This is a genomic window from Enterobacter sp. 237C8, assembly GCF_034106865.1.
GTDB lineage: Bacteria > Pseudomonadota > Gammaproteobacteria > Enterobacterales > Enterobacteriaceae > Enterobacter > Enterobacter asburiae_B.
The window spans coordinates 658,035-671,462 of sequence record NZ_JAWNDF010000001.1 but is presented as its reverse complement, the minus strand read 5'-3'; the positions used below and the strand labels follow the sequence as shown (position 1 = coordinate 671,462).

The 13,428-nt window shown below is 55.9% G+C and carries 9 protein-coding genes; 2 read left to right on the top strand and 7 right to left on the bottom strand.

Annotated elements, in window-relative coordinates:
• The first annotated feature begins 176 nt into the window (after positions 1-176).
• Positions 177-1,280: a porin gene (locus USF70_RS03195; RefSeq protein WP_047651295.1), complete on the top strand. Its 1,104-nt coding sequence runs from the start codon at positions 177-179 to the stop codon at positions 1,278-1,280.
• A 184-nt stretch (positions 1,281-1,464) separates the two neighbouring features.
• On the top strand, positions 1,465-2,655 hold the full coding sequence (gene aspC, locus USF70_RS03190; protein ID WP_033145106.1) for an aspartate transaminase: 1,191 nt from the start codon (positions 1,465-1,467) through the stop codon (positions 2,653-2,655).
• 69 nt (positions 2,656-2,724) lie between these two features.
• Here aspC and USF70_RS03185 read toward each other — a convergent pair whose 3' ends face one another.
• The 7 genes from USF70_RS03185 to cmoM all read right to left on the bottom strand — a co-directional run bounded on the left by USF70_RS03185 (position 2,725) and on the right by cmoM (position 13,340).
• Positions 2,725-3,351 (bottom strand): MBL fold metallo-hydrolase, encoded by a 627-nt coding sequence (locus USF70_RS03185; RefSeq protein ID WP_320735264.1) that lies wholly within the window; start codon positions 3,349-3,351, stop codon positions 2,725-2,727.
• 20 nt (positions 3,352-3,371) lie between these two features.
• Positions 3,372-3,923, bottom strand: coding sequence for a YcbK family protein (locus tag USF70_RS03180; RefSeq protein ID WP_032639289.1), 552 nt, complete (start codon positions 3,921-3,923; stop codon positions 3,372-3,374).
• A 174-nt stretch (positions 3,924-4,097) separates the two neighbouring features.
• Entirely contained in the window at positions 4,098-5,921 is a 1,824-nt protein-coding gene (gene ldtD / locus USF70_RS03175; RefSeq protein WP_033145103.1) for a L,D-transpeptidase, read from the bottom strand.
• Between the two features lie 177 nt (positions 5,922-6,098).
• The gene (gene mukB / locus USF70_RS03170; RefSeq protein WP_069303890.1) at positions 6,099-10,550 is read right to left on the bottom strand and encodes a chromosome partition protein MukB; all 4,452 of its coding nucleotides are present in this window, start codon (positions 10,548-10,550) and stop codon (positions 6,099-6,101) included.
• Positions 10,550-11,254 (bottom strand): chromosome partition protein MukE, encoded by a 705-nt coding sequence (gene mukE, locus USF70_RS03165; RefSeq protein ID WP_008499954.1) that lies wholly within the window; start codon positions 11,252-11,254, stop codon positions 10,550-10,552. The genes mukB and mukE overlap by 1 nt, the downstream gene beginning before the upstream one ends.
• On the bottom strand, positions 11,235-12,557 hold the full coding sequence (gene mukF, locus USF70_RS03160) for a chromosome partition protein MukF (protein WP_033145101.1): 1,323 nt from the start codon (positions 12,555-12,557) through the stop codon (positions 11,235-11,237). Before mukF ends, mukE begins: the two co-directional genes overlap by 20 nt.
• Before the next feature lie 3 nt (positions 12,558-12,560).
• Entirely contained in the window at positions 12,561-13,340 is a 780-nt protein-coding gene (cmoM, locus tag USF70_RS03155) for a tRNA uridine 5-oxyacetic acid(34) methyltransferase CmoM (protein ID WP_023311004.1), read from the bottom strand.
• Between the last annotated feature and the right edge of the window lie 88 nt (positions 13,341-13,428).

The following is a 13,428-nucleotide window of genomic DNA, read 5'->3' as shown; positions in this document are numbered from 1 at the left end:
CTTAATCTTGAGAATTGTAGCACTTTCAGGCTAGCGAAACGCTTCGCCGAATGGAAAGATGCCTGTCAGATACATAAAGACACCAAACTCTCATCAATAGTTCCGGAAATATTTATTGACAGAATTTATTGACGGCAGTGGCGAGTGTCATAAAAAACCAATGAGGGTAATAAATAATGATGAAGCGCAATATTCTGGCAGTGGTAATCCCTGCCCTGCTGGTAGCCGGTGCAGCTAACGCTGCAGAAATCTATAACAAGAACGGCAACAAACTGGACTTCTACGGTAAAGTTGTGGGCGAACACGGCTTCACCACTTCTGGCGTACACAAAAACGCTGACTCCTCTTACGGCCAGATCGGCTTCAAAGGCGAAACTCAGATCAACGACCAGCTGACCGGTTACGGTCAGTGGGAATACCGTGCACGCGCCGGTGCAGCTGAAGGTGATCAGACTAACGTAACTCGTCTGGCTTTCGCTGGCCTGAAAATCGCTGACGCGGGTTCTCTGGACTACGGTCGTAACTACGGTATCGTGTATGACGTAGAATCCTACACCGATATGGCTCCGTCCTTCTCTGGCGAAACCTGGGGTGGCGGCTATGTTGATAACTACATGACCAGCCGTTCTACTGGCCTGCTGACCTACCGTAACAACAACTTCTTCGGTCTGGTTGATGGTCTGAACTTTGGCGTTCAATACCAGGGTAAAAACGATCGTAAAAACCTGAATGAAGCAAACGGCGACGGTGTTGGCCTGTCCCTGGGTTACGAGTTCGGTGAAGGCTTCGGTCTGATCGGTGCCTACAGCACCGCTAACCGTACGCTTGAGCAGAAAAAAGATGGTAAAGGCGATAAAGCTGAATCCTGGGCTGTTGGCGCGAAATACGACGCGAACAACATCTACCTGGCGACCGTTTATGCAGAGACTCGCAACATGAGCCGCCTGGGTAACAGCGGCGAAAACTATGTTCCGAATGATGATGGTAATGTTTATAACATTGCTAACAAGACCCAGAACTTTGAAGTTATCGCTCAGTACCAGTTCGACTTCGGCCTGCGTCCTTCCGTTTCTTACGTTCAGTCCAAAGGTAAAGACCTGAACGGCATCGGCGACCGTGACCTGGCGAAATACATCACCACTGGTGCGACTTACTACTTCAACAAGAACTTCAACGTGTACGGTGACTACCGCTTCAACCTGCTGGACGACAAAGATGCGTCCACCAGCTGGGTTGGCTCTGACAACCAAGCTACCGTTGGCGTAACCTACCAGTTCTAATCAGTACACCACTTTGTTATATGCTTAATGAACAGGGCTTCGGCCCTGTTTTTTTATGCGTGACAGAAAATAATGGCGACTTTTGAAAAGCCGCACGCTTTTCGTCGCAAACGGTTGGCATTTTGTAAATCTACCGTTAACCTGATAGCGGATTTCACTTCTGTAATCACAATGGAACTTCGTCATGTTTGAGAACATTACCGCCGCTCCTGCCGACCCTATTCTGGGCCTGGCCGATCTGTTTCGTGCCGACGACCGCCCTGGCAAAATCAACCTGGGTATTGGTGTATATAAAGATGAAACCGGCAAAACTCCGGTACTGACCAGCGTTAAGAAAGCTGAGCAGTATCTGCTGGAAAACGAAACCACCAAAAACTACCTCGGTATTGATGGTATCCCTGAGTTTGGTCGCTGCACCCAGGAGCTGCTGTTCGGTAAAGGCAGCGCAATTGTGAGTGACAAACGTGCCCGTACAGCACAGACCCCAGGCGGTACCGGTGCGCTACGCGTAGCGGCGGATTTCCTTGCGAAAAACACCTCTGTTAAGCGCGTATGGGTGAGCAACCCAAGTTGGCCGAACCACAAGAGCGTGTTTAACTCTGCGGGTCTGGAAGTGCGTGAATATGCATACTACGACGCGGCAAACCACTCTCTCGACTTTGACGGCCTGCTGGCGAGCCTGAGCGAAGCGCAGGCAGGTGACGTGGTTCTGTTCCACGGCTGCTGCCACAACCCAACCGGTATCGATCCGACGCTTGAGCAGTGGCAACACCTGGCGAAGCTGTCCGTTGAAAAAGGCTGGCTGCCGCTGTTTGACTTTGCCTACCAGGGCTTTGCCCGTGGTCTGGAAGAAGATGCCGAAGGCCTGCGCGCGTTCGCAGCCGTTCACCAGGAGCTGATTGTCGCAAGCTCGTATTCCAAGAACTTCGGTCTGTACAATGAGCGCGTGGGTGCCTGTACGCTGGTTGCCGCTAACGAAGAGACCGTCGATCGTGCGTTCAGCCAGATGAAATCGGTTATCCGCGCTAACTACTCTAACCCACCGGCACACGGTGCGTCTGTTGTTGCCACTATCCTGAGCAACGATGCGCTGCGCGCTATCTGGGAACAAGAGCTGAACGATATGCGTCAACGTATTCAGCGCATGCGCCTGCTGTTTGTGAACACACTGGCTGAGAAAGGCGCGGACCGCGACTTCAGCTTTATTATCAAACAGAACGGCATGTTCTCGTTCAGCGGCCTGACCAAAGAGCAGGTTCTGCGTCTGCGTGAAGAGTTTGGCGTGTACGCCGTGGCCTCAGGCCGCGTGAACGTTGCAGGCATGACGCCTGACAACATGGCGCCACTGTGCGAAGCGATTGTCGCCGTACTGTAATTTGCGTCCATAAAAAAGCCTGCATTATGCAGGCTTTTTTTATTCTGGTTACCAGACAGGCATCTCATCCTAAAGGAACGGATTATGGAGCCGTTCGTAGCCCAGCGTCGACATCGGACCGTGTCCAGGGATAAACGTAACGTCATCACCCAGCGGCAATAACTTTTGTTTAATCGACTGAATCAGCTGCCCGTGATCGCCGCGCGGAAAATCGCTGCGTCCTACGCCACCCTTGAAGATCACATCGCCTGAAATCAGCAGACGGGACTGGTCATCAAAGAAGACGATATGGCCTGGCGTATGCCCAGGACAATGCAACACCTGTAAAGTCACATTCCCTACGTTAACGCGCTCTCCTTCGTTCAGCCAGCGATCGGGCGTCAGGGGCTGACACTCATCAAGGCCAAACATGCGGCTTTGGGCGGGTAACCCCTGCAGCCAGAACTCATCTTCTTTTTCCGGACCGACGATCGGCACACCGTAGTGTTTAGCGAGTTCAGCCGCTGCACCCACATGGTCGAGGTGACCGTGCGTCAGTAAAATCTGCATGAGCGTCACGCCGCTGTCGGCGACTTCCTGCTTGATTTTCTCAGCGTCACCGCCGGGATCGACAAGCGCGGCCAGTTTAGTCTGTTCGCACCAGATCAATGAACAATTCTGGGAGAACGCGGTAACCGGAATAATACGATAGTTCATACTGCTCCTGTGTTTCGTTATTACCAGTGCCGAACCGGACCGGTATCAATATGCACAAAGTTGCTGCTGGGGTAATATCCTACACCACCTGCGCGCATAGATAACGCGGCTTTGCGAATATTGGCTAACGAAACGCCTTCAATATGGAAATCCATTGCCTGTCCCTTCGTGTGATAGCTTTTTTTGGCTACCCCGCGACTGTGGGCGCGCAGTTCATTATTGGTATCAATCGAACGATAGCCAGAAATGAGCTGCACCGGCTTGCTGGTGCCCAGCAGGCCCTGAAGGCGGAAAAGCTGATCAAACAGTCCTGGATCGATGGCTTTTATTTTATTCGCGCGGAAATCACGGAAAAAATGGTTAAGTCTTGCTAATTCATCCTGAATATAGCCTCTGCCATCGAAAAACTCCGCTTTTAGCGACTCACCGGTATGCAGGTTGTTGAGCGTTAAAACTCGCGGACGAGGTGTCGAGAGGGTGGCAAATGCTGGCGTCGGCAGGATGGCCGCTGCGCCAAGCGCAACACCACCTAACGCCAGCAGTTTGCGGCGATTAGCGTCAAATTTGTCCATGATAATCAGGTCTACAGGTAAAAGAAATCGTAATATGCTTAGCGCACGAAGGGCACCTTAACTGGCAAAACCAGGTACGTCAAGGCGCCCAACCCCAGTGAATACGCGGCTTACAGCGATATTGCCCCCTATTCACCCTAACTTACGACAATCATTTTTCCCGAACTGCTTCATTTACCTGATTAATTGTTCCGCTTTTGGCAAAATTTGTGCGCCGGATCGCGCGGTGAGATCATAATTGTAAATATCTGTACGATACTGGGTACGCCCGTCCTCACCCACAAATGCCGTCAGATAGTAAAGATTGACCGGAATATTGTGGCGAATATTCACGTAACGCGTATCCCCCTGCTTCAGGGCATCCGAGATACGCGTATCGTTCCAGCCCGCATCCTGCAACAGCATATTGGCCAGCTCTGAAGCTTTGTTCACGCGCACACAGCCAGAACTCAGCGCGCGCGTATCTTTCTGGAACAGATTGTGGTTCGGCGTATCGTGCAGATAGATCGCTTCTGAACTCGGCATGTTGAATTTGTAGCGCCCTAAAGAGTTATGCGCTCCGGGAGCCTGCTGGAAGCGGAACGGCAGATTCGACGCTGTGATGGTCGACCAGTCGACCATATAAGGATCGATGGCCTCTTTACTGTTCCATCCACGCATCACCGTGTAGCCATGACGCTCCAGATAACCCGGATCGTTCCAGACTTTCGGCAGAATGTCTTTACGCGCCAGCGTCGGCGGTACGTTCCACGGCGGGTTAACCACCACGTTATTCAGCGCGCTGCTCATCATCGGTGTTTTACGATCCGGACGCCCGACAATCACGCGGGACGCCAGCACTTCGCTGCCGTTCTGGTAATAGACCAGGGAATACGCCGGGATGTTAACCATAATTCCGGTAGAGAGCGTTCCCGGCAGCAAGCGCAAACGCTGGATATTGAGCGCCAGCACCCCTGCCCGCTGCGCAGGCGATACGTTCAGCCAGTCGCGCGTCGTCTGGCCAATGACGCCATCGGCCCCCAGCCCCTGAGCGGCCTGGAACTGTTTAACGGCCGCAACCAGCTCGCGATCGTAAGCAGCGGGTTTGTTGCTCAGGGCAACGGCTTTCTTCTCTTTAACTGGCGCTGACGGGCTGACGGCGACGTTTTGTGGATCGTCACCCGGGAGAACAATCTTTGGCCCGCCGTCAAGAAGACCAGAACGCGTCAGGATCTCGCGCAGGGCAGGAACATCGCTGCTCCACTGCCCCGGACGCAGCGTCGCGGTGCCGCGCATCTGCGGCCATGGACGCGTGTCCCCCACCAGCGTGAGGAGCGACTGGTGCAGAGTGGCATAGTGCGGATGCGCCGGTGCCAGGCTGGCAATAAAGCGCGGCAGTTCGCCGTTATCCAGCGCGAGCTGCCACTGGTTAATCACCGACAGCGCCGGCGTCGCCAGCTTGTACGGCTTATCGCTGTACAGCCAGCGGTTGCCGTTGACCGGAATACCCGCCACGAACTGCAGGTAGCCCATCATGGCATCGGAAAGCACCACGTCCCGCGCCTGCCCGGTGACGGCAGGATCGGTTAACAGCTCAACCCACTTTGTAAACTGCGGCTGAAACCCTGCAATCGCAACCTCTGCCAGCTGCTGCTGGAAGGCACGCACGGCATCGCGATTTTCCCACATCGGTTTCATATCGCGGGCAGCATAGAGGAGCGTGAGCTGGTTGATATAGACAGGCGTGTAGCCTGACGGCAGCTCCGACTGCAGCTGCTGGCTGAGCGATTCCGCGTCGATGCCTTCCGGCAGCGGTTTAATACCGGCCATGATAGCCGTTGCCGGAGACTGTTCCAGCGGCTGGGACAACGACGTTGGCTGCGCGCCTGTCGTTGCCGAGCTGTCAGTCGGCACAATTTCAGGCTCGTCGGCCTGGGCGGTTAACAGCGGAGCAAACATCACTGCCAGGCATAAACTCAGCGCAGACAGCTGACGACCACATTCTTTCTTTAGCAACATCCCTTGCCCCCTGTTTTCACGACATGCCCATCACGCTGGGGCTTTCTTTCATTATAGGTAGACGGCTAAGCTGTTGCCTTACCTTATGTAAAGAAGTTTAAAGATAACGCAGCCCCAAGCACAAGTTAAGTTTAAAAAAAAGCGGCGCCAGTGCGCCGCTTCGGGTCAGAAGACGCTTCAGGAAGCGTCCGCCGTGGTTTCCGTCAACGACTCCGGCGGCTGCGGCGCAAAGCCACGCAGCCCCACAACGTGAACGTGTTCGCTGTTCTGGAACACCTTACGCACCAGTTTGTAGGTGGTGCCCTTCTCGGGGCTGATGTTCTCCGGCGCCGCGATAATGAGCTGCATATCGAGACGTTCGCAAAGCTCGAACAGCGTGGCAATCGAGCGGGCATCAAGTCGCGCCGCCTCATCCAGGAACAGCAGTCGGCATGGCGAGATATCTTTGCCGCGCAGGCGGCGCGCTTCATCTTCCCAGCTCTGTACGACCATCACCAGAATTGACATGCCGGTACCGATCGCTTCACCGGTAGAAAGCGCCCCGGATTCCGCACGCAGCCAGCCGTCTGAGCCACGGTTTACCTCAACTTCCATTTCCAGGTAGTTACGGTAGTCCAGCAGCTCTTCACCGATAGTTTGTGGCGTACGTTGCCCCATATCAATCTGCGGGTTCAGGCGCTGATACAGCTTCGCCAGCGCTTCGGAGAAGGTCAGACGGTTGCTGTTGAACAGATCCTGATGCTGCTCGTGCTGCTCTGAGAGCACTTCCAGCAGCGTCGCGTGGGCCTCACGCACGTTGACGTTGAGGCGCACGCTGTTTACCTGGCCAAACGACACGCTCTGCAGGCCCTGGTTCAGCTGGCGGATACGGTTCTGCTCGCGCTGAATGGTTTTACGAATAATGTTCGCCACGCTGCGGGAGCTGATCGCCAGCTTCTGTTCGCGGGAGGTCAGTTCTTCCGTCAGACGGCCCAGCTCGATTTCCATCTGTTCGATGGCTTCAACCGGATCGTCGGTACGGATGATGTCCTGACGAATACGCTCGCGCAGGTGCTGGTAAACCGCCACGAAGAACTGGATTTTACGTTCCGGACGTTTCGGATCCTCCGACATGCGCAGCACGTCGCGCAGGTGTTCGTTATCCGCCACCGCCAGACGCAGCGCACCCAACGCCTTATCCGACATGGAGCGCAGCTCATCGGCAGAGAGATACGCCAGCTCGCGGCGGTGCAGACGACGCTCAACGTTATTGTCTTTCACCATGCGCATCACCGCGCACCAGCCCGCCTTGGCGGTCACGACCTGCTCGCGCATTTCGTGATAGTCGCGTTCCAGCTTGCGCAGGCGACGGGTCAGGTTATCCATTTCGGCTTCGCAGAAGGTCAGCGCTTTTTCCAGCTGATTACGACGCGCGCGGTTATTGCTGAGCTGCGAATGCAGCTCGTCACGACGAATACGCGCGCGCTCTTCTGCCCCGCTGTCGGCACGAACGCCGATGTCCTGAAGCTCTTTCTGCAGATCGTTTAACAGCTCTTTCTTGGTGTCGAAGGAGCTTTTCAGCGAGGCTAGCACCTGGTTGTACTGGTTCAGCTGAGCGGAATGGCTGCGCATTGCTTCGCGGGCGCGAGTACGTTCCGCCTCCGCCTGCTCAAGGCGCTGACGCAGTTTTTCGTTCAGATCGCTGTTACCGCTCAGCATTTCAGCCGAATCGGAGTAGCCAAAGTGGGCCCGACGCTGCACCACTTCCGTCAGGGCAAACGCCTGCTGACGCGCTTCGCGCTGCACCTGCTGCGACCAGGCATAATCTTCTTTTAACTGCTCGAACTGTTCCGGGTCGCTCTGCAGGACAGACACGACGGGCTCCAGCTTCGCCAGCTGATTGCCATGCTGCTGAACGAAACGCGCGGCTTCCTGCGCTTCATCCAGACGCTCCTGGATCTCATCCACACGGTCAGCCAGCGTGTCATCCGCCAGCAGATTCAGGCGCGGCAGAATGCGGTTAAGGGCAGCGACGCCCTCTTTCGCCTGTTCAAACTGAACGCGACTTTGCTGGTTATCACTTTCATGGCTTGCAATCGCACGTTCCAGCTCGCCACGGCGGGTATTGAGCTTGCGGATTTCGGCTTCCGGATCCGCGTCAAACGCTACGGCGAGATGGCTGCCGATAAAGCGGCTGAACGACTGGTGCAAACGCTGGGTTTTCTGCACGTCAAACGACAGGGTCGCAAAACGTTCAGACAGCGTTTCACGCTCGGCGTGCAGGCTCTCGATGCGGCTTTCGCGCGCGGCGCGGCCAAACAGCGGCAGCTCCGGGAAGCGGGAATAACGCCACTGACGGTCGGCAATTTTCACCACCACCGCTTTTTCCAGCTCGTCGACGCTGAATACGCTGTCATCGAACGACTGCGGATCCCCTTCGATCAGGTAGAGATCTTCCGGGCAATCTTCCAGGCCGGCAAGCTGCTCAGAAATCAGCGACAGATCCGGGACCACAATCGCGTTGCGGGATGGACCGTACAGCGCGGAGAAGTACGGGGCATCATCGAGGCCAACGTCGTCATAAATCTCGGACAGCAGCACGCCGCCAAAACGCTCCGCTAGCGCATTCAGGCGTGGATCTTCTGACCCGCCCGGCTGGCTTAAGCGCTCAATTTCTTCATCGACGTCGCGTTTGCGGGCGCCCACTTCGTCACGTTCAACGATGGCTTCACGTTCGCGCTCCAGCAGCTGCTGCAGGTATTCGGTCACTTCCTGACTGGATTCGAACTGTTCGCCGCACTGCTCGCTGAGCTGGTTCAGGCTGCTTTGAGCCGCCAGCCAGACCGGCGCACGCTCCAGGAGCGTCTTCGAACGGGACTGAATCTGCTCCAGCTCCTGACGCAGGGTCATACGCTGTTCGCTGGCGTTTGATACGGTATCGGACAGGGCCGCAATACGCGCTTCCAGCTCCTGATGCAGGGCCTCAAGCTCGTCGAAATCGTAATTTTTTCCCTGACGCTTACAGAATTCCGCCAGCAGACGCTCGGCTTCCTGCTGCTCGCGCAGGCGCTGCTCCAGCTCGTTCAGACGCATACGCAGCGGCTGAACCTGCTCGGCCAGATGGCGCTGGTTCACACCGTCGCGCAGCAGTTCACGGGCAACGTCCCAGGCTTCGTTACGCGCCAGCGGGCCGTTAATCGCGACTACCAGCTGATAAGCCTGCTCAAACTGGCTGTGCGCCGTTTGCGCGACGCTCATTTTCTGTTCAAGGGAGAGCAGTTTCTCGGTGGCTTCCTGCTCTTTGGCCTGGAAGGTATCCAGCCACTCGTCGGCGCTGTCCGGCGTCAGGTCAGGCAGATGGCACAGCTCTTTTGCACGCTGTAATGCCTGCAGTGCCTGGGTGTACTGAATCGCTCGCGTTTGCTGCACGTCAAGTGCCTGCTGGTAATCGGCAAGCTGGCTTTTCAGCTCATCCACTTCCAGCTCGGCCGCTTCGGCGCGGGCTTCGTTCTCTTCCTGCATGTCGGCGGCTTCAGCCACCACTTCATTTTGCTCTTCGAGACGAATCTGCAGCTCATCGAGGTCCGCTTCATAGCGCTCGATTTTTTCCTGCTGACGCAGCGCGGTCTGCACCAGGTTCAGGTGATCGCTGGCGGCCTGATAATCGGCTTCCAGGTCGCCTTCAGCACCGTTGTGCTCGCCCAGCTCCCGCGCCATTTCAACGTGCTTGTACTGCTCCGCTACCAGCTGTTTACGGGAGGTAAACAGCTCGCGACGGTATTCTAATGCCTGATCGAGATGCACGCGGCGCTCGTTGGCGTGGCGCATGTAGTCCGCCGCCACGTAGTTGGTGGCTTCGCTGATCAGGTGTTTAAACAGGTCGCGGTCAGACTGGGTAACGCGAATCGCTTCCAGCGTCATGCGGTTTTCGCGCAGCGCCGCTTCCATATCCTGGAAGGCCTTACGCACGCCGCTGTTTTCCGGCAGCAGGTAGTCGCGCAGGGAGCGGGTAATCGCGCTGGAGATACCGCCGTACAGAGACGCTTCGATCAGGCGGTAGTATTTGCTACGATCTGATGCCGTGCGCAGACGACGCGCCACCACGCCCAGATCGAACATCAGCGAGTGGTAGTCGGTAATCGAGTTGAACTGCTTGAACTGCACGCCTTCGATGGCTTCAAGCTTGTCCTTCAGCTCCTGCAGCGTCAGCACGCGCGCCTGGCGTTCGTTCAGGGTTTCCGTCAGCAGCGCCGTCGGCTGCACGGAGGTCGGCAGCCCCTGGATCGCAAACGGCTTGATATCCACTTTACGGTCGCGACCGGCGACCTGCTGCAGGCGCACGCCCACCACAACGCGCTGATGACGGGAGTTAATGACGTCCAGAACCGAATAACAGACACCGGCCTTCAGCTTACCGTGCAGACCTTTATCACGGGAGCCGCTTGTGGCTCCCGCTTCGGTGGTGTTACGGAAGTGAAGCAGCGTCAGATCGGGGATCAGCGCCGTAACAAAGGCCGCCATGGTGGTGGATTTACCCGCACCGTTACCGCCGGAGAGCGTCGTGACCAGCTCATCCAGATCGAACGTTCGGGCAAAGAAGCCGTTCCAGTTAATCAGCGTCAGTGAGCGAAATTTACCGCGTTCAATCATTACTCTTCCTCCCCGCTATCCGGCAGATTCTCTTCATGCTCGTCATTGAGCTGCAAATGGTTTTCCACCGGCATCGCTTCACCGTCGCGGATCATGCGAAGCTGCGCTTCACGCGCGTCATCGCCCGCGCGCACGTCGGCGCCGAAGCGGAAGACAGATTCCGTAATGCGGAATTTGCTGCTGTCGTGGCCCATAAACCAGACCATCCCCAGACGGCGCAGACGGTTCAGGGAAGAGCGAACTTTTTCCTGTAATTTCTGACGGTCAAGATCCGACCCCGTGGAGCGGTTGTTCACCAGCTTCAGCAGCTTGCTTTCATCTGCCAGCGTCAACAGCTCGTCGTAAAGTTCCTGCTGGGTGAAGATGCCTTCATTCGCCAGACGTTCCGGGCTGAGGTAGAGGTAGCAAAGAATTTTGCCGACCATCATATCCAGCTCGGAGAGCACGGAACGCGGAATAAGCGTTGTGGAGCGCGGGCGCAGGTAGAAAAACCCTTCCGGCGCGCGGATAAGTTCCACGTTATAGCGTGCGTAAAACTCTTCCAGGTACTCCTGGAAGTCCATCAAAAAGGCGTGATTATCCAGCTCGTCTAATCCAATGTGACGACCGGCACGCAGCTGGCTGTCCAGCGCCGGAAATAACGGATTCGCCAGCGCCTGTGCCAGCTTAACTGGCATCACTTGTTCAATATTTGTCAATGACATGCGCCTGTACCTTGGCTCCGTAATCGTTGATTGGCTGCCACTTCGGCGGCAGTCCGGTGAAATCTGCTTGCGCAACGCCCAGGCGCACCGCCTGGTCTACCACAATGCGGGCAATGTCGAAGTGGCGCGCGCGTGGATATTGCGCCAGATAGTCGCGCACCACGAGCCCAAGATCCAGCGGCACTTGTCTGGTTTTGTAGACAGCGAGCTGTTCTTCAATCATCGCCGCAAGCTGCTCGCGAATTTCGTTAAATTCTTCGTATTCCAGATCCGGCGGCAGTTCACCGGTCACCTCTTCATCGCGCAGCGCCATCTCTTCGTCGCGCATATCCAGCAGACGATCGGCATTGGCGTAGGTCAGCGCCCATGGCGCATCGAAATAGGTCTGCACCGACTGACGCAGACGCTGAGCAAAGACGCGGTTTTTATCCATATCAATCGCGGTACGGATAAATTTATGCACATGTCGGTCATAGCCGATCCACAGGTCGATCGACTGCTGGCCCCAGCTGATAATGCGATCGAGTTTGCTCTGCAGATCGAACACCAGGCGGTCGACAAAATGCAGATCGTCGTGTGCCAGCGTCGCATCCTGGATACGCAGCAGGTTAGCCTGCAGCTTGTCTCCTGCGGCTTCCAGCGTATCCTGGAGCTCACGCAGCGTGCCGGAGGTTTCTGACAGCAGAAGTTCACAGCTGGAGATGGCCGCTCGCCAGTCTTTATTCAGCAGCTGGGCGATATCGTCTTTCACCTGCTGCTGCTGTTCGTCCATCAGGCGCTGGGTGAGATCGATACTGTCGAAAATCTCGGCCACCGAATATTTCAGCGGCGCGTAGACGTTACGGTGCCAGTGGAATTCGTCACCGTTTTCATCCGCCGCGTCGGCGGCGCGCTTAAGCTCACCCGCCACGATCGAGAGCTGCATGGAAAGACGCAGCGTAGAAAATTCACGCTGGCGAATATAGTAATCGGTGATGCCGATGCCCAGCGGCGTCAGGCGATAGATGGCGTTTCCTTCCGCCTGCTCGCTGGTAAAGCGGTTCAGCAGACGTTGACGCACCATATCGTTGATTGCGTTGTTGGCACGCACGCTAATGGTTTCGCTGGTTTGCTCAAACGCATCACTGACATGGCGGAACGCATCCACCAGTTCACCCTCGCTCATTTCACCGTCCAGCCGTTCGCCGTTCAGCGTGGCAACCGCCAGCAGGAAAGAGAGTCTGTCTACCGGCAGCGAGATGGAGAAATCGTTTTTCCTGGCCCAGGCAACCAGTTCGGGGACTGTCTGGGAAAATTCACTCATAGGTTATCCTTGCATCTGCGGCTTGTGCGCGGTGACGTGAATATAGCGGCCAAGGCTGATAAAAGGCTCCTGACGGCAATACCGCGTTTCTAATTCTGTTAAGGTGTCAAAACAGTCACGCTGTTTGTGTTTTTCACGCAGATAATCATGAAACACCCTGACGCCCGTCTTCCCGACGATCTGCCAGCCAATCGCTTCCAGCCAACCATAAACCTGCTGTGGATCGCGCGGATAGTCCGGGGAAAGCGTGCGCTTTTTCTTTTTGGGCATCCCGACCTGCACATAGTCGAAGTTTCCTGCAACCATGTTGTGCATCAGGAAGCCGTTAGCATTGTAGAACATCAGCGACAGCGTGCCGCCCGGGCGCAACATAGACCACAGGGTTTGTAACACGCTTTGCGGATCGGCAACCCACTCCAGCACCGCATGAAACAATATCAGATCAACCTGTGTTTCCAAATGCTGTGCGATGTCCTGAGCGGCGCATTGTATAAAATGCATGTTGTCGCTCACACCTTTCTCTTCTGCAGCACGCGTCGCGCGGGCGACCATTTCAGCAGAAAGATCGCAAAGCGTGACGTGATGACCGCGCTCGGCCATTTTTATCGCCGTCTGCCCTTCACCGCCACCGGCGTCCAGCACGCGCAACGTTTGCCCACCAAAGGTGGCCAGAATGGTGTCCAGATCTTGCCAGAGGATCGTCTGACGGAGCTGACCTTTCGTGGTGCCATAAATGTTGCGCGAAAACTTTTCCGCGATGTCATCAAAATTGCGATCCCGCATTGGGAGAGTTCCACTCGCTAACTGCAAAACCGCTATTTTGTCACACCCGCGCGGAGAATGAACCTCTCTGGTGTAATATCACGGGTAA